At 62.6% G+C, this 19,491-nt stretch carries 21 protein-coding genes; 5 read left to right on the forward strand and 16 right to left on the reverse strand.

Annotated features, from left to right (window positions below; all coding sequences use genetic code 11):
* Nucleotides 1-354: 354 nt before the first annotated feature.
* The 4 genes from X771_RS163680 to X771_RS1000000165760 form a co-directional block, all read right to left on the reverse strand.
* Nucleotides 355-1,071, reverse strand: a complete 717-nt coding sequence (locus X771_RS163680) for a sulfite exporter TauE/SafE family protein (protein WP_023669894.1) — start codon at nucleotides 1,069-1,071, stop codon at nucleotides 355-357.
* A 20-nt stretch (nucleotides 1,072-1,091) separates the two neighbouring features.
* Nucleotides 1,092-1,709 (reverse strand): DUF1007 family protein, encoded by a 618-nt coding sequence (locus X771_RS163675; RefSeq protein WP_245261798.1) that lies wholly within the window; start codon nucleotides 1,707-1,709, stop codon nucleotides 1,092-1,094.
* 114 nt (nucleotides 1,710-1,823) lie between these two features.
* Nucleotides 1,824-2,351, reverse strand: coding sequence for a hypothetical protein (locus X771_RS163670; RefSeq protein WP_023685957.1), 528 nt, complete (start codon nucleotides 2,349-2,351; stop codon nucleotides 1,824-1,826).
* A 154-nt stretch (nucleotides 2,352-2,505) separates the two neighbouring features.
* Complete coding sequence (locus X771_RS1000000165760; RefSeq protein WP_050587014.1) at nucleotides 2,506-3,318, reverse strand: methyltransferase domain-containing protein; 813 nt, start codon at nucleotides 3,316-3,318, stop codon at nucleotides 2,506-2,508.
* Between the two features lie 153 nt (nucleotides 3,319-3,471).
* On the opposite strand from X771_RS1000000165760, the gene X771_RS1000000165765 reads away from it, so the two are divergent.
* Nucleotides 3,472-4,116 (forward strand): TetR/AcrR family transcriptional regulator, encoded by a 645-nt coding sequence (locus tag X771_RS1000000165765; protein WP_023669890.1) that lies wholly within the window; start codon nucleotides 3,472-3,474, stop codon nucleotides 4,114-4,116.
* Nucleotides 4,117-4,345: 229 nt separating this feature from the next.
* Here X771_RS1000000165765 and X771_RS163665 read toward each other — a convergent pair whose 3' ends face one another.
* From X771_RS163665 to X771_RS163655, 3 genes are all read right to left on the reverse strand, one after another.
* Nucleotides 4,346-5,383, reverse strand: coding sequence for a Cj0069 family protein (locus X771_RS163665; protein WP_031202368.1), 1,038 nt, complete (start codon nucleotides 5,381-5,383; stop codon nucleotides 4,346-4,348).
* A gap of 86 nt (nucleotides 5,384-5,469) precedes the next feature.
* The gene (gene chrA, locus X771_RS163660; RefSeq protein WP_031202369.1) at nucleotides 5,470-6,885 is read right to left on the reverse strand and encodes a chromate efflux transporter; all 1,416 of its coding nucleotides are present in this window, start codon (nucleotides 6,883-6,885) and stop codon (nucleotides 5,470-5,472) included.
* 17 nt (nucleotides 6,886-6,902) lie between these two features.
* Nucleotides 6,903-7,880: a chromate resistance protein ChrB domain-containing protein gene (locus X771_RS163655; RefSeq protein WP_023669887.1), complete on the reverse strand. Its 978-nt coding sequence runs from the start codon at nucleotides 7,878-7,880 to the stop codon at nucleotides 6,903-6,905.
* Nucleotides 7,881-8,116: 236 nt separating this feature from the next.
* On the opposite strand from X771_RS163655, the gene X771_RS1000000167870 reads away from it, so the two are divergent.
* From X771_RS1000000167870 to X771_RS163645, 3 genes are all read left to right on the forward strand, one after another.
* Entirely contained in the window at nucleotides 8,117-8,341 is a 225-nt protein-coding gene (locus X771_RS1000000167870) for a hypothetical protein (protein WP_023814962.1), read from the forward strand.
* Nucleotides 8,342-8,450: 109 nt separating this feature from the next.
* Entirely contained in the window at nucleotides 8,451-9,425 is a 975-nt protein-coding gene (locus X771_RS1000000169845) for a Fe-Mn family superoxide dismutase (protein ID WP_023669886.1), read from the forward strand.
* A complete protein-coding gene (locus X771_RS163645; protein ID WP_023669885.1) occupies nucleotides 9,422-9,892 on the forward strand; it encodes a chromate resistance protein ChrB domain-containing protein in 471 nt (156 codons plus the stop codon). The genes X771_RS1000000169845 and X771_RS163645 overlap by 4 nt, the downstream gene beginning before the upstream one ends.
* 34 nt (nucleotides 9,893-9,926) lie before the next feature.
* Here X771_RS163645 and X771_RS163640 read toward each other — a convergent pair whose 3' ends face one another.
* The 9 genes from X771_RS163640 to X771_RS163600 all read right to left on the reverse strand — a co-directional run bounded on the left by X771_RS163640 (nucleotide 9,927) and on the right by X771_RS163600 (nucleotide 18,956).
* The gene (locus X771_RS163640; protein ID WP_023686257.1) at nucleotides 9,927-10,910 is read right to left on the reverse strand and encodes an ABC transporter ATP-binding protein; all 984 of its coding nucleotides are present in this window, start codon (nucleotides 10,908-10,910) and stop codon (nucleotides 9,927-9,929) included.
* Nucleotides 10,903-11,913: an ABC transporter ATP-binding protein gene (locus X771_RS163635; RefSeq protein WP_023686258.1), complete on the reverse strand. Its 1,011-nt coding sequence runs from the start codon at nucleotides 11,911-11,913 to the stop codon at nucleotides 10,903-10,905. Before X771_RS163635 ends, X771_RS163640 begins: the two co-directional genes overlap by 8 nt.
* The gene (locus tag X771_RS163630; protein ID WP_023669882.1) at nucleotides 11,910-12,821 is read right to left on the reverse strand and encodes an ABC transporter permease; all 912 of its coding nucleotides are present in this window, start codon (nucleotides 12,819-12,821) and stop codon (nucleotides 11,910-11,912) included. The genes X771_RS163635 and X771_RS163630 overlap by 4 nt, the downstream gene beginning before the upstream one ends.
* A 4-nt stretch (nucleotides 12,822-12,825) precedes the next feature.
* Nucleotides 12,826-13,767 (reverse strand): ABC transporter permease, encoded by a 942-nt coding sequence (locus tag X771_RS163625; RefSeq protein ID WP_023686259.1) that lies wholly within the window; start codon nucleotides 13,765-13,767, stop codon nucleotides 12,826-12,828.
* A 28-nt stretch (nucleotides 13,768-13,795) separates the two neighbouring features.
* Complete coding sequence (locus tag X771_RS163620; RefSeq protein ID WP_023686260.1) at nucleotides 13,796-15,358, reverse strand: ABC transporter substrate-binding protein; 1,563 nt, start codon at nucleotides 15,356-15,358, stop codon at nucleotides 13,796-13,798.
* Nucleotides 15,359-15,488: 130 nt separating this feature from the next.
* On the reverse strand, nucleotides 15,489-15,929 hold the full coding sequence (locus tag X771_RS163615; RefSeq protein WP_023683323.1) for a YqaA family protein: 441 nt from the start codon (nucleotides 15,927-15,929) through the stop codon (nucleotides 15,489-15,491).
* Between the two features lie 9 nt (nucleotides 15,930-15,938).
* Entirely contained in the window at nucleotides 15,939-17,261 is a 1,323-nt protein-coding gene (locus X771_RS163610) for an MFS transporter (RefSeq protein ID WP_023686262.1), read from the reverse strand.
* A gap of 64 nt (nucleotides 17,262-17,325) precedes the next feature.
* Nucleotides 17,326-18,666, reverse strand: a complete 1,341-nt coding sequence (locus X771_RS163605) for a cation diffusion facilitator family transporter (RefSeq protein WP_023686263.1) — start codon at nucleotides 18,664-18,666, stop codon at nucleotides 17,326-17,328.
* An 8-nt stretch (nucleotides 18,667-18,674) separates the two neighbouring features.
* On the reverse strand, nucleotides 18,675-18,956 hold the full coding sequence (locus X771_RS163600) for a metal-sensing transcriptional repressor (RefSeq protein ID WP_023669876.1): 282 nt from the start codon (nucleotides 18,954-18,956) through the stop codon (nucleotides 18,675-18,677).
* Between the two features lie 104 nt (nucleotides 18,957-19,060).
* Here X771_RS163600 and X771_RS1000000165770 point away from each other — a divergent pair, with 104 nt between their 5' ends.
* Nucleotides 19,061-19,450 carry a hypothetical protein gene (locus X771_RS1000000165770; RefSeq protein ID WP_023683326.1) on the forward strand — a complete coding sequence of 130 codons (390 nt, stop codon included), beginning with the start codon at nucleotides 19,061-19,063 and terminating at the stop codon, nucleotides 19,448-19,450.
* Nucleotides 19,451-19,491: the final 41 nt, after the last annotated feature.

Genomic DNA, 19,491 nt, shown 5'->3' on the forward strand with positions numbered 1-19,491 from the left:
CCAAATCCGCGCTGAGTATCCTACCCCCGCAAAAAATCCGCCGGCGCGAACCGGCGGGCCAGAAATCGGATAGAAAAAGAACCGGTCATGCCGGCCGAACTAAATGTGGCGTCTGGGTAGTCGAAGTCAATGGACCCGCCGCGTAGAGATCGCCTTTGATCCAGTGATTTAGCAATATCACCCCGATGCCGGCGAGGATCGCCAGCGCTATCATCCAAATGATCTTCTGACGGTCGCTCAATGTTCTAAACCCAAACCCGAACCGCGCGTGCCGGCACTTAATGGCACGACGTCGTTAATTGCAATGTGATCCCTATGAGAATCGCTGTGGCCTTGGCGGTCGGTCAAACTTTCTCATTTCGACGAGATTTGCCAGACAGCCACGCCAGTAAGAATAAGGCCGGCGGTACCTTCGATAGTTCGCGATATCACATCGAACAGGCGCGGCCGACGGTCGAAGAAATGCACCAGCCGTTCCCGAAACAGGATCGACAGAACTGCCACGCAAGACAACGTCAGTGCCACGCCGGCCATCATGGTGATTGCAAAGAGTATGCCCGCGACCGGAACACCTCTTGAGATCGCGAAGGTCATCGCGAAGAGCGTCAATGGACATGGGATCAGGCCGGCCATGACGCCCACAACCTCGCCTTCATGCTGATGGTGATGACCGTGGCTGAGCGCCCGCCAAAGCATCCACAGACCAATTAACCCGAGCAGGCCACGACTGACATCCTCCAAAAGCGGCGCCCGGCCGACGCTGCCCAGCGCAATCGAGACCAATGGCAACGAGAGGGCTGCAATCACAACGGCAATCGTGACATGGGTGAAGGAGAGTGTCAGCGACACCAGTAGGCCGCGACGGATGCTGGCATCCGATCCGGCCAAATAGGTAGCCAGCACGGCTTTGCTGTGTCCGGGTGTCAAAGCATGCGCAGCTCCGAACAGGACACCCATCGGCAGGAAGGCAGTGAACGCCAGCCAGTCGCCCCCGGCTGACAGCAATTTGATCTGTTCGGCGAGCGCCAAGTATATCGTGCGTTGAAACTCGACCAGGGTTTGGAAAAACACGTTCTATCCGTTCCGCCGCTTCAACTGCACGTCAATTCAAGGCGTGTCGCGAATATCTTGCCGAGATCGGTTCCGGTCGGATCGCTGAAGAAGGCATCCGTCAATTTCGTCTGATTCTGTGCGATTGCGGTATTCGGATCGGGGCGGACGACGGCCCTCGTGCAATCTTTCGGTAGGCCAGCCACGGCGATCTTATCGTCATCGGTGAAATCGATCGCGGTGTAGAAGGTCGGATCGTAGACGCCGATGCTCACCTTGCCGGCGAGCGCCAACGTGTCTTTCGGCTGCGTCTCGAATTGGATGATGAGTTGATTGTTCTCGTAGCTAGTGACCAGCCTCGCCGGCGGCGTCATCGCCACGTCCTTGCCTTCCACAGTGACCATTTGGAAATAATTGTATTCTTCCAGTGAGGCATGGATGGTGAGGGCGGCGGCGTCGAGTTCTTCGGCGTCGAGAGTAAAGTCGGAATTCTTGTCGAACTCCATCAGCACCGTCGAGGAGAAGAGCTCGTCGAACCGCCAGAGATGCTTGAGCGACTTGACCGACTTGTCAGCGCCAACCGTTAGGTCCAAACGGGCTTCCGCGAAGACATGAGGATGAGCGCCGACCGCGACGGTGGAGGCGAGCAGGAGCGCCATGCCAAAAATCGTGCTGGTCAGTCGCATTTGCGCTCGCTTTCTCGTCATTGCGCGCCAACCGAGTGATCTGGCAGCGCAAGCAGGCTAAATTGGGACGCGGCCCGCGAAGCCTTTTCAATCATCGACTATCGAACTTGCTATGATGGCGTTCGCTGTGCCCCGAACGGCTGGCGACGTCAAATGCACGAGCTGCTTGCGATTGCCCGCGATCAGTATGAACAGCCGGGAAACCTGCCTGCCCTTCCTCTCCTCGCCGATTTTTTCGGCGTCGGTGCGGTGGAAGAACCGTTTTTCAAACTCGGCGCGGTCGACATCGAAAAGCTTGAGCGAGCAGGTCTGGACGGACCTGCCGTCCATGGTCGCCCTGGTCACCGCGACCATCGTTCCGGCCGGAAGGTCGTCGCCGGTGACCTGCCATCCGCGGAACGCCTTCATGGCATCCACAGGAGCAAGTGCCGCGCCGTCGACGAGCGGCGTCCATCCGCGCGTCTTTGCCAATGTCGCGGTTCGCTCGAAGTCGGGGCCGTGCGCCAGGCATGTCGCGTGGAAGGCATCCAGCGCCCGGTCGACGCCATCGGCATGCGCAAGCGGTGATGCCAACCATGCGGCCGCAAGCGTCAAGGACAAGTAGGTCTTGGGCATTCGGTAGACTCGCGTATCGAAGCAGGCCGGGATAGCCAATCGGCAAGATAGCGCCGCGGCGGCTACGCACGCAATGCAGCGCGGCCCGCGACTACCGGCCCGCGCGTCTTCCTGGCGGCGGCGCGCCCGGTCCGGTCGCCGCGGCATGCGGCGCTCAGGCAGGCAGGATCTTGTCCGTGGTCGCGCGCACATAATCGAGGTTCATGGTCCCGACGGCGCCGGTATCGTCGACCCTGAAGCCTGTCTCGACCAGTAGAGTTCCGACCGCATTCATGTCGATATGCCCGTGCCGATGGAGCCTCGGCAATCTGGATTCGTGCAGCGGCCTTCCGAAGTCGATCAGCAGCAGTCGGCCTCCCGGCTTCAGAACCCGCTCCGCTTCACGGAAGAAGGTCGATCGGTCGGGTTTCGGCAGGTGATGCAGCATGAGCGTACCGATCACGATGTCGAATTGGCCATCCTCGAAGGGAAGTTCCTGGGCCGTCGCCTGGACGAAGGTAAGATCAACGCCGGCTCGCGTAGCCTTGACGCGCGCCCTCTCGACCATTTCGACCGATGCGTCGACGCCCGTGACGCGTCCGACCGCTCCGACCAACCGTCTCGCGGCTATGGCAAGCGTGCCCGTACCGCAGGCGACATCGAGCATCGCCTCGCCGGGCTGGAGCCTTGCCAGACGCAGCATGAATTCACGGAACCGGTCCTCGCGGCCCCAAGTCAGGACGCGCGCAAGCAGGTCATAGCCGACCGCCCTATGCAGGACGATGCCGATGCCCCTTTCGCCGGCGCCATGCGCGCCGGCAGTCCGCATGTGATGGAAGCCGCCCCAGAGTGCGAATGCCGCGACCGCAGCGAGGATGAGGCCGTGGACTGCAGCCGTCCAAGCACCGGCATTGAGATAGCCGTCCCCGAAATGAAGCATTAGCAGAAAACCGGCGACCAGCGACAGTTTGACGAGCACAGCAAGCATAATAACACCCTTTCGCGAATGCTGTCCGTTTCCAGCCCGATGACCAAATTGGTGCATTTCCTTTTGCCTCCTCGTCCGTTTCCGGAGTGCTCAAGGCATTCTTGAGCTTCTGGACTCGGCGTATCATACTGGACAGATTGTCCATTAGCGCTGTTGCTGGACAACGGACCGCTGAACGTCCCAAACCGCACGGTGGAAAGAGCAATGACCATTAAAATCGAGCGGCCCGACGACAGGGGTACGATCGACCGTCGTGTCGCGCGCACGCGCGCCATGCTGCAGGACGCGCTGATTGCTCTGATCCCAGAGTGCGGCTATGCGGCTCTCACCGTGGAAGACATCTGCCAGAAAGCTGATGTCGGCAGGTCGACCTTCTATACGCACTATGCCGGCAAGGACGAATTGCGCAGCGCGGCCCTTGAGGCGCATCTGCTGTCGCTGAGCAGGCGCGTGTCGGCAGACGAAAAGACAGGCAATCGCCTGTTCGAATTCAGCCTGCCGATGTTCGAGCACGCGCGGGCGTTCCGGTCGCTTCACAAAGCGCTACTTGCGAGCAGCGGCGACACGATCCACGATCAATTGCGTGAACGCATACGGCGCGCAGTGCGAACCGAACTGTCTGGCAAGCGGATCGGCGACGCGGGCGTGCCGCTGGAATTCGTCGTCCAGTTCATATCGGGAGCCTTTCTCTCGGTGCTTGCCTGGTGGATCGCCGAGGACTCCAGCCTATCGCCGGCCCAGGTCGACGACCTGTTCCAGCGGATGGCGGGTTCAGCTCTTCCGGGGCGGTCACCCTAGCAAGACCTTCCAAATCCAGATCTCGCGCCGGTTGAGGCTAACGTTCCTCGGGCGGCCGAATCTTGCGAAACGTCATGAGCAAAGGATTTCGTAGATGGTGTTCAAGCCACCGGCGACGAGAATTGGTCAGCCGAAACCGGAAACGGCAAGCAGGGGTCCGGCGACCATCGGACTGACCGCCGAACCGCGTTCGGCCAGAGCCCCACTCGGACCGCCAATCTTCGTCGATTCAAAATCGCATGGCAACGAGTCGAGCTATTTCGGCCGGCGCTTGATCGGGGATGGCAAAGACCGAGCTGACGTTGATCTCACAAAGCGCATACGTGTCTTCACCTGACACAGTCCGTGGTCCGTAGAGAAAATCGGCATCCCAAATGATCGGCAGCGACCTGGCATCGACGCCTAGCACAGCCATCATTTGCGGCGTCCACCCGGTTTCCATATTGGTCCGCAGCGACTGAAACGGTTCGGCCGTGGCGGGATGCATTATCCGCGGCCCTGGTTGCGCAGCCTCGGAATCTGGCCCTTCAGGAGGTGGTGGGATTAGGGCCTTGATGAACTGGTGGCCAAAGCCGACCACCTTGTCGGCGCCCATGTAACAGCGGATCATCCCGTCGGGTAAACGCGGTTGGAATGGCTGATCCACGATGCAGCCATCGGGTGTCAAATACACCTGGCAGCGCGCCATGAAATCCGGCAGTGCGAGTTCTTCCGGCATACTGCCGCGTCGCGCGTGCAGCACCCGAACCGCCGGCTCTCCGCCAGGAAGCGAACCGATCAGCTCGACCTTCCATACTCCCTGGCCGCCATTGCCGCGGTTCTGCTTCAGCACCCGTGGACCGGCCGTCCGAAGCCGCTCCGGAAACGCCTCGCGAAAAGCCTCGGCGGAGCCGTAGAGGTAAGTATCGGTTCCCCATCCGAGATGCTTCGTACGGTGCAGAACTTCCTTCACGCCCATTTTCAGGATCACGTCTGGATGTGCACTCACCCAGGGGCCGCGTGCCGCCACGTCGCGCAGCAGCGGGTCGAGCACCGCACGGGTTTTTCCCTCGTGCAAGGGATCGACCCAGACCAGCACGCCGTCCGTCGCCAGGAGCTGGGTCCGAACCTCCTCGGCAAACTCTTCGTCATAAACGGCGGGTTCGGCGTGAACACCGATCGCAGCGAGTTCCTCGAACACGCGATGAAACCGGTTGTTCTGCGGTGTCGCCGTGCGACGCGCCTCCCGGTCACCGCGCCAGACCACAGCCACTCGCCTCGTGCCCATTATACCTCGCCTCCTACTTGCTCGCCCATCAGGCAGCCCCGATACGAAATAGACTGCGATGCTCGCATCCGAGCAGAAAGATCGCCCTAGACCGAGCCCGCCGCGACGCCGAAAAGCACGCCCAGGATCGAACATGCCGCTAGCACCGCGATCACGCCGACCTTGAAGCGGAATACCGCCAGCATCGCACCGAGGGTCAGTACGAGAGACGGAATGTTGAGGGAACCGAGGACTGGCACGTCGAGCCTCATGCCCAGCAAGCCGATCTCATGCAAATCGCGAAACAGGACATGAAGCGCGAACCACACCGCGAGGTTCAGGATCACTCCAACCACCGCTGCCGTGATGGTCGACAGTGCGGCTGACAGGGCCTTGTTGCTGCGCATCGTCTCTATGTACGGCGCGCCGAGAAATATCCACAGGAAGCACGGGACGAAGGTCACCCACGTCGTCAGAAGGCCGCCGAGCGTTCCAGCGACCAACGCGTTAAGAACCCCCGGCTCCCGGAATGCTCCCATGAAACCAACGAATTGAGTGACCATGATCAGCGGACCCGGCGTCGTTTCGGCCATGCCGAGGCCATCCAGCATTTCTCCAGGCTTCAGCCAGCCATAGTGCTCGACTCCTTGCTGGGCGACATAGGCAAGCACCGCATAGGCCCCGCCGAACGTCACCACCGCCATCTTGGAAAAGAAGATGGCGATGTCGGTGAAGACATTGCCTTGCCCAAGAAACAGCAACAAGAAAAGGACCGGAACGAACCATAGCAGCAGAAACACCGCCGCAATCTTCAGCGACCATTCGATGGATGGCCGGGCATGCGCCGGCATCCCTTCGCCAAGCGCCGAGTCGACATCATCGACCTGCTTGCCACCAAGCTTGCCATGTCCATTGCCTGGCTGGAATGCGGCCCAACCCATCTTGCCCCCGACGTAGCCGATCACGGCCGCAACCAGGATGACCAGCGGGAACGGTGCATGGAAGAAGAACAGGGCGATGAAGGCTGCCGCAGCGAGGCCGACCATCACATTGTTCCTGAGCGCCCTCCTGCCGATCCGCAGGACCGCTTCGAGCACGATGGCCAGAACCGCCGCCTTCAGGCCGAAGAAGAGCGCCTGGATAGCGCCAACGTTGCCGAAGATGGCGTAGATCCAGCTCAGGACCATGATGGCGACCGCGCCTGGCAGCACGAACAGGATTCCCGCGACGAGGCCGCCTTTGGTCTTGTGCATGAGCCAGCCAATATAGATGGCCAATTGCTGCGCCTCCGGACCTGGCAGCAGCGTGCAGTAGTTGAGCGCATGCAGGAATCTCGTCTCGCCGATCCAGCGCTTTTCCTCAACGACGATCCGATGCATCATGGCGATCTGGCCGGCCGGGCCGCCGAAGCTGAGCATTGCAACGCGGGCCCATACTCGCATGGCGTCCGCAAACGAAATGTCATGGTCGTGGGTTTCGGCCAGAGATGGCGGCGTCGTGACGGACTGCTCCAGATTGGCCATAGTTTGAGTCCCTGCGGTCATCCGCGTTTCTTGCGGAAATACTGATAGAGGTTGTCGAAGACAGGAGCGCCCTGCGCGATCCGCTGTTCGTCGCTCTCGTTCGCCATGGCGATGCCTGCAATCAGACTGGCAATCCCAGTCGCCTCCTCGCGACCGAACTTGTTGTCCTTGAGGTCGATGTCATGGACGATCTCGGCGATGGCCTGGAGTGCCGGATCATTGATGCCGGCGCGGGTAAGCAGAACTTCGAAGCTGCAGCGATCGCCCTCATGGGTGATTTCGCCTTCGAACATGTCGAAGCGCAATTCCCCCTCCTTTGGCACGTATCCCTTGCCCGCTACGAAGCGGATGATCGCGTCAGCATCGATGAACCGGCGGATCAGCCAACTGCAGGCGATGCGGTCGACATGCACGTCCCGGCGCGTGACCCAGATTCGGCCCTTGAGCTCGCTCGGCTCGGCGGCCTTCTTCGGTTCCTTGGTCATGGCCTTGTCCTCTGTAAGCTGTGTTTCAAGTTCGGCGATCAGTCCCTCGATCGTGAGGCGACCGCTGGCACCAAAAAAGTCGATCATCACCACTTCAGTGAGCCGCTTGCGCAAGCGACCAAGTTGCGGACGCGCTTCTGCGTGTTTTTCCGATGTCGCGTCGGCCCCAATCGCTGCAGCCAGCTCGCGCGCTTCCCCAGCGATCTCCGCATAGTCGGCATCACGGGCCGCGTCGAACATCGCCCGCACCTGCGCGTCCGACAGACCGTCGACAAGGCGCGCCTCGCAAATCATGGCCTCGCCGCCGCCGGCGACGATCTCCTTCAGAAGCCATTCGAAATCCTCCTGCATCTCGGCATTGGCCGGCAGGGCGTAAACGGTGCTTTTGACTGCGACCGCGCCGATGCCTTGCAACCGTCGCCAGATCTTCACCCGGAAATAGGCGGGCTTGCTTGGCAGCTGATAAATCAGGAGCAGCCAGCGCTGCTCCTGCGATTGCCCCTCACTCATAAGTGAACCGTATCATGGACTGAATTAGATGCAACACTTGTATCATGGCTCATGCGCAAACCATACTAAATGGCCAAGATCCGCAGAGACACCATACTTCAATGCGGGCGAAGCTCATCGTCGGTTGTCGAAGCGCCCCAGCGCACTTCCGGGCGAAGAAAGAAAGCTCATGTGGCGCCCCTCGAACGTCGTCCGGCAGGAATGGAGGCCCCGGAAGTAATGGCGACGGCACCTTCGTGTACACAGTCACGGACAATCGCATCACACGCCTCGCCATCAAGGCTGGTGTCACCGAGAACGGTCGCGTCGAGGTGACGGCGGGCCTTTCGGAAGCGACATCGGTGGTGGCAACCACCCAAGGCGTGCCGCCCCTGAGGACTGCGGTTCAGCCGCAGATGGTTCGCTCCTCGTCCTTGGTGGAATACCCGGCGCAGCTGGGATCGATTCCCTCTCGCCCATAAGTGACCCGTATCAAACGCCTGAGCAAGATGCAACACTTGTATCATTTCTCGTTTGGGCATAACGTGCGCCTGCTCACGGATGGGCCGTGCCGCCGAGCGAGGAAATCCAATGCCGCACCAGATCATGCCGCTGCCGTTCAAGCCGCCCAGGCTCGTCGGACTGTCCGAACGCCTGCTGGCCAGCCATTATGAAAACAATTACGGCGGTGCGGTTCGCCGCCTCAACGCTATCGAACAGCGGCTCGATGAACTCGACTGGGGCGCAGCACCCGTCTTCGACATCAACGGGTTGAAGCGCGAAGAGCTGGTCGCGGCAAATTCGGCGATCCTGCACGAGATCTATTTCGATGGGCTCGGTGGTTCCGGCGATGCCGGAGGCGATCTTGCCGCAGCACTGGAGCGCGACTTCGGCAGCGTGGCGGCATGGCGCGCCAAGTTCATGGCTTGTGCTAAGGCGCAGGCCGGAGGCTCGGGATGGACGCTGCTGACCTGGTCGGAGCGCCGCGATCGGCTGACGATTCAATGGGCGGCGGATCACACCAATTGTCTCGCCGGCGGCATGCCGATCCTCGCGCTCGACATGTACGAACATGCCTACCACCTCGATTTTGGCGCCAAGGCTGGCGCCTATGTCGACGCGTTCATGAAGAACATCCATTGGGAGCGGGTTGCCGCCCGCCACCGGCGGGCTGTCGCGCAGCGCGATCCTTCAACAGGACCTGCATCGGACAATAAGGTTCCAACTGTTGCGCCAGAGGAACTGCGGGCCCGACTCGACCAGGGCGAAGATCTGGTCGTGCTCGACGTCTGCCTGGCCGACGATCTGGCAAAACGCAGCGATATGCTGCCGGGCGCCAAGCTCCGCGCTCCCGAGACCATTGCCGATTGGGCCGATGAACTGCCGAGGGACAGGCCTGTCATCGTCTATTGCGTGTACGGCTTCCAGGTCAGCGGCGACGCAGTCGCCGAACTGCGTCGCCGCGGCGTCGATGCAACGGCGCTCTCAGGCGGCATCGCCGCCTGGCACGCCATCGGCGCGCCAACCGTCCCTCTGGTGATGAGCGAAGAAAGGATTGCGTCATGAAATGGGTTACCCGTGAACGCCCGGTCATCGACCGCATCGCCTGCCCCTGGCTGATTGCACGCTTCATCGACAAGGAACCTGATTTCCTGTTCGCGGCACCTGATCAGGTGATCCGTGTTGCCCAGGAAGCGGGCGCGACACCCTACGACGTGCCCGGCGTCGAATTCACCCATGTCGGCGACGGTTGCAGCTTCGACACCTTCGTCTCGAAATTCGGCCTCGATCGCGACCCGGCGATCGTGACCATTGCCGCGATCGTGCGCGGCGCCGACACGGATCGGCACGATCTCACGCCACAGTCTGCAGGACTGCTCGCGATCTCCATGGGGCTGCGGGACGTGACGCCCGACGACCACGAGATCCTGAAGCACGGCTTCGTCATTTACGATGCGCTTTATGCCTGGGCCTCACGACGCAAGGCGGAGACCCATAGCTGGCCACCCGTCACGAAGCCGGCGGCGGCCTGAAGTAGCGGGCAACGAGGGCAGATCAAGTCGGCACTCAAATCACCGGCCGCCGCTCGCCGTCGGCAAGGTGGCAGGCCGCGACCCCGCCATGCGGCACCGAGCGCAACATCGGCTCCTCGGTCCGGCAGACATCGATCGCCACAGGACAGCGGGTGTTGAAGCGGCATCCCGGTGGCGGCGCGCTGGGGCTTGGAGGGTCGCCCGCGAGGATGATTCGGCGACGGCCGGCCTCGATACGAGGATCCGGCGAAGGAACCGCCGAAAGCAGTGCCTGGCTGTAGGGATGGGCCGGCTCGCGAAACAGCGGCCGCGTCACGCCGGCTTCCGCGATGCGGCCAAGATACATCACCGTCACGTTTGAGCAGACCTCGCGCACGATCGCCAGGTCATGCGCAACGATGACGATGGTAAGGCCAAGCTGTTTCTGCAATGATGTGAACAGGTTGACGATCTGCGCCCGGATCGAAACGTCAAGCGCGCTGAGCGGTTCGTCGCAAACCAGGATCGATGGCTTCAGCGCAAGCGCGCGAGCGATCGAAACGCGCTGGCGCTGGCCGCCGGAAAGCGAACGCGGCAGGCGGTCGAGCACGGTCGCTGGCAGCGCCACCAGATCCAGCAGCTCGCCGATACGGCGCCGGCGCTCGGCCGGAGATCCGAGGCGATGGATCTGCAGCGGCTCTTCCAGCGTCTGGTAGACGGTCTGGCGACGGCTCATCGAGCCCAGCGGATCCTGGAAGACGAACTGGACCTCGCGGCTGAACGATTTGCGGTCCGACTTCAGCCACTGGGCGCGATCCCGCCCCGAGATCAGCACCGTACCCTCAGTCTCCTTCTGCAGGCCGACGACGCTGCGAGCCAGCGTGGTCTTGCCACAACCGGATTCGCCAACGATGCCATGGAAGGCACCACGCGGAATGGTCAGGTCGATGCCGTCGACCGCCCGCACGGCGCCTGTGCCGGAGCGGTTGGCGAAATGGACCTTCAGGCCCTTAACCTCAATCGCCGCAATGTCAGCCATGGATTGCTATCCCTTCCCGCCTCAGCACCACCGGGCATCCCACCTTGTGCGGCGTCCCGCCCGTCGAGATCGTCTGGAGCGGCGGCCGATGCACGCGGCATTCGGGCTCAACCAGTTCGCAGCGGGCAGCGAAACGGCAGCCCGGCTCCAGCCTGATCTGGTTCGGCGGCAAACCTGGTATTTCCTTGGTCGCGGCGCGTTCGTCGGCGCGGAAATCCGGTACAGAGGCAAGCAGCCCGCGTGTATAGGGATGCGTCGGCCGCGTCAGCACATCCATCGCGATCCCCTCCTCCGCCACCTGCCCGGCATAGAGCACCATGACCCGGTCCGCGACCGAGGCGACGACGCCGATGTCGTGCGTGATCAGCACGACCGCGATGCCTTCCTCGCGCTGGATCTGGCGGATGAGCTCCAGGATCTGCGCCTGCACCGTGGCGTCGAGCGCAGTGGTCGGCTCGTCGGCGATCAGCACGCGCGGCCGGCTTGCCAGGGCCAGTGCGATCATGGCGCGCTGCAGCATGCCGCCAGACATTTCATGCGGATAGCGATCGTAGCGGTCTTCCGGGTCAGGGATGCCGGTGCGGGCGAGCAGCGAGACCGCTTCCTTGCGGGCATCCGCATACGAGAGATTGGCAAAGCGGCGCGCCTGGCGCGCCAGTTGCGGTCCGATCTTCAGCATCGGGTTCAGCGCGCTCATCGGGTCCTGGAAAATGACGCCGAAATAGCGGCCGCGAAGGTCAGACAAGCGCCTGGACTCCATTCCGACCAGTTCGCTCGCTTCGGCTCGGGCCGATCCCTTGATGTCGACGGTGACGCCCTCGGGCAGCAGGCCGAGCGGCCCAAGCGTCATGACGGTCTTGCCCGAACCGCTCTCGCCGACGACGGCGACTGTCTCGCCGGGACGGACGTTGAACGACACCCCATCGACCGCGCGCACGGAAACGGTCGTGGCGTAGAGATCAATGACCATGTTTTCTATGGAGTAGATCGGCTCGTCGCTCATGGCGCGGCTGTTCCCGTTTCGACGGCGTTCCGCTCCGCTTCCTCAACGGCGCGCGCCTTGCGACGCTTGCGCAGCAAACCGCCGCGCACCGGCCTCGGCACCTTTTGCAACGCGAAGGTCTCGCCCAGCAGATTGAAGCTGACCACCACCAAAGTGAGCGCAAGGCCCGGAAGGACGACAAGCCTCGGGTATTCCTCAATGTAGCTCATGCCGTCGACCAGCATCTGGCCCCATTCCGGCGCCGGCGGCGCGACGCCCAGGCCGAGGAAGCTCAGCGTCGCGATGGCCAGGACAAGGGCGCCAGCATCGGCGCTGGCATAGACCACGACGAGGGCCAGGACATGCGGCAGGATATGGCGCACAAAGATCCACAGATGGCTGGCGCCCATCACCCTTGCCGCTTCGATATAGGGCTGTTGCAATTCGGCGGTGACCACGGCGCGGCTCATGCGGGCATAGTTCGCCCACCACGCCAGCGTCAGCGCCGTGATCATCGACCAGTAGCCGGTGCCGAGAATGCCGATCAGCGCCAGCGCGATCACCAGGCTTGGCAGCGCCAGCGCGATGTCGATGAGGCTGATCAACACCAGCTCGACGCGCCCGCCGACATAACCGGCGAACGAACCGATGCTGACGCCGATGGCAAGTGCGGCCACCAGCACGATCACCATCGCCACCAGCGATATGCGGGCGCCGCCGATGATGCGGCTCAGAATATCGCGGCCGAGATAGTCGGTGCCCAGCCAGTGAGCCCAGCTCGGTCCCGCAAGCGTGACGTCGTAGTCTTGCGCGCCGGGATCGTAAGGCATGATCGAGGGACCGAGCACACCGACCGCGACAAAGAAGACGACTGGCAGCAGCACCAGCCAGGGCCAGTCCTTCATGCTCCTGAACAAGGACGTGTTCATCGGATCAAGCTCCTCTCGCCCTACGCATGCGCGGGTCGACAAACATGCAGATCACGTCAACCATCAGGTTGACGACAACGAAGAACACCACGAACAGCAACAGAACCGACTGCATGCCGACGAAGTCGCGGAAGCGGATTGCATCGATAAAGAAGGCGCCGACGCCGCGCAGCGCAAACACGGTTTCAACCACGATCGAACCGATGATCATCAGCGTGAACTGGGCGCCGAAGGTGGTCAGGAACGGGATGGCGATGTTGGGCAGAGCCTCGCGCATCAGCACCTGTGTCCTCGTGTAGCCCTTCGCGAAGCCCGTCGTGGCGAAGGGTCGCGACATGGCCTCCTGGAGGTTGACGCGGACGACGCGGCTCAGCACCGATGCCGGAAACAGGGCGATTGTCACCCACGGCAAGAGCCACGAGGTGAAGCCGCTGACGCCGAAGGTGGGCAGCCAGCCCAGCATCACCGAAAAGACGATGACCAGCAGCGCCGCCACGAAGAAGTTCGGCGTCGAGGCGCCGACCAGCGAGAAGGCGTGGAGGAACCAGTCCAACGCGCCACCATTGCTGACCGCACCGGCAACGCCGAGCGCCAGCGACAGGAAAAAGGCGAGAATGCCGCCGCCCGCAAGCAGCGCCGCCGTCATCGGGATTCTGGCGGCGAATTCCTGCGCGATCGGCTTGCCGGTGCGCAGCGAGACGCCGAGATCGCCTGTGATGGCGCTGAAAAGCCATCGGCCGTAGCGGACCGGCAGCGGATCATAGAGCCCGAGGTCCTCGCCGATCTTCTTGATCATTTCGGCATCCGCGCCCGGGCCTGCCGCACGCTCGGCCATGAGCGCGGCGACGTTGCCCGGCGCCGCGGCAACCAGGGTAAAGGTCAATGCCGATGCCGCCACGACAAGCAGACAGGCAAGCAACATCCTTCGCAGAATCGTGCGTCTCATCGGAACTCCCCCAGGAGGTTCGAGGCGTTCAGGCCTTCAGCGTGATCGCCTTGAACGGCAGGTCGTAGTCCGTCGCGGGAAGCGCGAAGTTCTCGACGCGAGGATTGTGCGCCCACAGCCGCTGGCTGACAACGAGCGGGCAGATCGCCCGGTTGTCGTGCAGCCAGTCGTAGAGCGCCTGCATCTTGGCTTCGCGTTCGTCGCCGCTCGCTTCGAGCGCGGCCTTGACCACGCCATCAAGCTCCGGGGAAACATAGATCTTGCCGTCCGGCCCGCTGTCGGCGGTGGATACGAACGCGTTGCCGAGCGTGCCGTGCGGATCATAGGGCGCGCCATAGGTGGTGAAGAAGGCAAGATCATATTCGAACGCCGGGCGACGGTCGTGCATGGTGGCGTTGTCGACTGACGAGACCTGAACCTGGAAGCCGACCTCGGACAGCTGACCCTGGATCATCTCGGCGATGCGGCGCGAACCCGGCAGCGATTCCTCCGATACGAGGAAATCGATCGCCAGCGGCGCGCTCTCCTTGCTCCAGGCGCCTCCGCTTTCGCTCCAACCGCCATCGGCAAGGATTTTCCTGGCCGCGGCGACGTCGCGTACCGGCACGTCATGCCGCTTGCCCGACGAAGGCACGTTGGCCGGGAAGAGATCCGCCGCCGGATCTGCGTAGCCTTCGAACAACACCTTGGCGATCGCGGCGCGGTCGACCGAGACATAGATGGCCTCGCGCACGGCCTTGTCGGCCATCATCTTGGCCTTCGGCGAATAACCGAGCAGCATGGTTGCGGTGCCGGCCTCGGCCACCACTTTCATACCGTCCTTTTCAAGCGCGCGGGCGCGGCGTGGCGACAGCGTCGCCACCCAGTCGCCGCCGATCACGTCGAGATCGCCGGAACGCAGGGCGTTGGCGCGGGCGAGTTCGTCGGGAACCACCTTCAGCTCCATGCGAGCAAACAGTGGCTTCTCGCCCCAGTATTTGTCGTTGCGCACCAGCACGGTGCCGGAGGAATCGTAGCTTTCGACGATCCACGGTCCGGTGCCGACCGGAGCGGTCTGCTTGCCGCCGGCGTCGACAGCCTTCGGCGACAGGAAGCGCACCGGACGCACGATGGTGAGCTCCAGCAAGGCGGCGGGCACCGGACGCTTCAGCTTGATCGTCAACTTGCTGGGTCCATCGGTGACGATGCTGTCGAATCCGTCGGACACACCGATCCATGAGAAATCCGCGACGCCCAGCCAGCGTTTGAGATTCCATTCGGCGGCGGTCGAATCGAAGGGTGTGCCGTCACTGAAGGCAACACCTTCGCGCAGGTCGAAGGCGATCGAAAGCTGGTCGTCGGCGACAGCCCACTTGGTGGCGAGCCCGGGCTCGAGCGCGCCGTCCTGGCCATAGTGTATGAGGGCGTCGAACACGACCGTGTAGGAACTCAGCGTGGAGACGTTTTGCAGCAGGTCGAGATCGCCGGTTTCGGCGGCAATGGCGACCTTCAACGTTTCATGCCCCTCCGAGTACGCGGCGCGCGGAAACGCGGCAATGAAGGCCAGGCCGGCTGTGGAGGCCAGGAAATTGCGGCGGTCGAGAGTCATCATGTTAGTTCCCCTTTTTGTTTGATTGGCAACGATCATGTGCACGCTTGCTAATTTGTATAGACATAAGACATAAAGTCGGAAAACCGTTTGAGAGTTTTACCCCAGCGACCCACTTGGTCGCGGTTGCGGCCTACAGCCAGTTCAGCACCGCCGCCGAGAGCGCGAGATAGCGGCCGGCTTTCGCCATCGTGACGATCGCAACGAAGCTCCAGAGCGGCTCGCGCAGAACACCGGCCATCATCGTCAGCGGATCGCCGATGACGGGAACCCAGCTCAGCAACAGGCTCCATCGTCCGTAACGGCGGTAGCGCGCCGCGGCGCGATCGAGCGCAGTGGGCTTGACCGGAAACCATTTGCGGTCGCGAAAGCGGTCGATGCAGCGGCCGAGCAGCCAGTTGACAACCGAACCAAGCACGTTGCCGATCGTCGCGACCAGGATCAGCGCCGCCGGTGACTGGCTTCCGGTCAGCAGCAGGCCGGCCAGCACCGCCTCTGACTGCAGCGGCAGAATTGTCGCTGCGGCGAACGCGGTGAGGAACAGCGCGCCGAAGGCACCAACATCTCCCAGCATTGGGGCCGCTCAGCTCGCTTTCGGCCATTTTGGGTGCCTATCGTTAACGACATAACCATGCGCATGCTCGAAGCCTGCTTCGGTCCAGACGGCGTCCTCGAGGTGCGAATGCCCGTCAGACAGATCGTCATGGGCGTGGCTGAGAACGTCGGGATCGTGACGCGGCCACAACCACATCGCGGCAAAGAGTGCCGCGGCGCCAATGACGCCAAGCAGGATAAAGGTGAAGGGCAGGCCCATCGCCGCGCCGACGAGTCCGGCGATCGGATAGGTGATGAGCCAGCAGGCGTGCGAAAGCGCGAATTGCGCGGCAAACAATGCCGGCCGGTCGACGGGATCGGCCGAGCGCTTGATCAGCCGCCCAGACGGGGTCTGCGCCAGCGAATAGCCCAGCCCGAGCACGAACCAGAGCGGCAAGAGCAGCTGATAGCTGATGGCGAACGGCCCTGCGAACACGCCGGCAACCAGCAGGCCGGCGCCTGACAACATCGCAACCCGATCCGGGATGCTGTCCAGCAGCCGCGGCAGGACCAGCGCCAAGATCATCGAGCCGCCACCGAAGGTGGCAAGGGCAAGTGCCGTGTCGCTCTGGGAAAGGCCGAATTTTGCCTGAACCAGCACGACCGTGTTGACGATCACCATGGCACTGGCGGCGGCGACAGCGAGGTTGAGCGCCAGCAGGCCGCGCAATCTCGGCGTCGCCAGATAGATACGGATGCCGCGTGTGGTGCGCTCGTAAATGCCGCGCGGCTCAGAGGGTTTCGGGCTCGGCAGAACCACCGACACCACCAGCGCGGCCGACGCCAGGAAGCCGATGACCGTGCCTGCGAACAGGCTATGGAAGCTGATGACGGAAAGCAGTGCCGCCGCCAGTATCGGACTGACCACGCTCTCCAGATCGTAGGCAAGCCGCGACAGCGACAGCGCCCGCGTGTAGTCCTTCTCTTCGGGCAGCACGTCAGGGATCGAAGCCTGGAAGGTCGGGGTGAAGCCGGCTGACGCCGACTGCAGGATGAAGATGAGAAGATATATCTGCCAGACTTCGGTGACGAAGGGCAGGAATACGGCAACCCCTGCCCTGATGAGGTCGAGCGAAACCAGCATGGTACGGCGTGGTAGGCGCTCGGCGAACGCGGCGGAAACGGGCGCCACGCCGACATAGGCGATCATCTTGATGGCAAGCGCCGTGCCGAGCACCGCGCCGGCATCGGCGCCGGCAAGGTCATAGGCCAGCAGCCCGAGCGCCACGGTGGCAAGGCCAGTGCCAATCAGGGCGATGACCTGGGCCAGGAAAAGATGGCGATAAGTGCGATTGGCAAGGACTTGCAGCATATGTCTGTCTTCTTGGAGGAGCGATGGGTCGTTGATCCGTGGCGATTGAATGGCGGGCCTGATCTCAGTGATGGTGGCCTTCCGGCTCGACCATTTTGAACGGCAGCACCTGCTCGCGACCCTTCGCGGCCAAGACCAGCCTCGCCTGGAACTCATGCGGCTCAGCAGGAGCCACGGTGCTCTCAAGGCGATGATGGTTGTCGGCGACGGGTTCGAGGCGAAGCGTCTCCGGCCCGCCAGGCCTATCGATGATCACCGTTGCCATCAGATCGTCGGCATGCCGGTCGATGGTCAGCCGCATCCGCTCGCCAGCCGGCGTGTCGACGATTTCCAATGTCCCGGCAGCCAGATCGCAGTCGACCTTGAAGGGCTCCGGCGCATGATGACCATGTGAGTGAGAGGGTTCCGTGCCCGTCGCGGCAGACCCGGCCGAACTCTCCAGACGAACATTCGCTTCAGCCAACGCCGGCAAGTGGGCGAACAGTTCCTCCTTGAGGGCTTCGGTGACGCCCATCACGTCCTTGGCCGTCGCCGCGTCGGCGACACTGATGGCGACGTCGGCATGCAGGCGATGGCCGATCCAGCGCGCCTGCACGCTTTGGACACGTTCGATACCGGACACATGCTCGGCGGCATGATGGATTTCATCGACGATGCCGGGCTCGACACCGTCGAGCATGCGCGTGAGGACTGCCTTCGAAGACTGCCAGACGATCGCGAAGATGGCCACCGTGATCAAGAGCCCGATGATCGGATCGGCCAGCGGAAACCCCAGCCATACGCCGATAGCACCCAGCACAACCGCCAGACTGGTAAAGCCGTCGGTGCGCGCATGGTAGCCGTCGGCGATCAGCGCCGCGCTGTTGATCTCGCGGCCGACCCGGATACGGAACACTGCAACGGCCTCGTTGCCTAAGAAACCTATAATGCCGGCTATGGCGACCCAGCCAAGAAATGCGATCGGCTGCGGATTGATCAACCGGTCGATCGCCTCGTAGCCGGCAACGATGGCGCTGAACAAGATGATGAGGACAATCAGAATGCCGGCCAGATCTTCGACGCGGCCCAGCCCGTAGGTGAACGTCTTGCTCGGTTTGCGACGGGCCAGCATGAAGGCGACCCACAATGGGATGGCGGTGACCGCGTCGCCGACATTGTGGATCGTGTCGGCCAGCAGCGCCACGCTGCCGGAGAGGAACACGACCACCAACTGCAGCGCCGCCGTGATGGCCAGAACGACGAATGACCATTTGATCGCCCAGATGCCGCGCGTCGTCGTGGCGATCGTCGGGTCGATGACGCCATGCGTGTGGCCATGGCCGCCCTCGCCGTGATCATGTCCGTGGCCGCCCATGCCTTGCGTCATCGGGCCGAACCCGAACCAATCGCGAACTTTGTCCATCATGGCGCTTCTCACAGGTACTTGGTGATATCCTTGAACTCGTCGATCGAGCGGCGCTGCTCGAGCGCCAGCGGTCCGACGACGTCCTCAAGGCAGTGGTTGAGGTGGTCCTGGATCAGCGTCTTCTTGGCCTGGGCGATGGCCTTCTCCACGGCATGAAGTTGCTGGGCGATGTCGAGGCACGGTCGCCCGGCCTCGATCATCTCGACGATCCCGCGCAGATGGCCGTCGGCGCGCTTCAGCCGCTTGATGATGGCAGGATGGGTTTCGTGGACGTGGGGACGCTCATTCATGCCCTTGATGCTATCCCCCCAGAGAGGATATTCCAAGCCTCAAAGTGGCCTCGATTCTGGTGCATGCCACCATTCGTTAGGATTTTAGAGAATAATCGTTAAGCATGCCGAATTGGATCCCTAGCACAGCCTTTCGTCTCATCGTCGCGTTCGCGATGACTCTCGGCGTGCTGCTCTCCCCAGTGGGTAGTTCGGCCTCGCATAGCCCGATTGCGCTCGCTGCCGCCGAGGCAGCGCGTCACGCAGAGCTGACAGCACAGATCGAAAAACACGGCCACAGCCATGACGATGGCGAAGCCGATGAGCAGAGCTTTGGTCATACCCACGGCCACAATCCGGCCGACCACACCCATGAAACGGCGAGCACGCTTCCGGGCTTCGCGCAGCCAGCACCGCCGATAGGCCGGAGCTGGCTGGTTTACCCGCCTTCGTTTGCCGACCTCGAAATCCGTTTCCGGCTTGAGCGCCCTCCCAGGCAGATCGTCATCGCATGATCGCGGCCGCACGCGCGGCCATCCTCAACGACGACGATTGG

This window comes from Mesorhizobium sp. LSJC269B00, from assembly GCF_000502815.1.
Classification (GTDB): domain Bacteria; phylum Pseudomonadota; class Alphaproteobacteria; order Rhizobiales; family Rhizobiaceae; genus Mesorhizobium.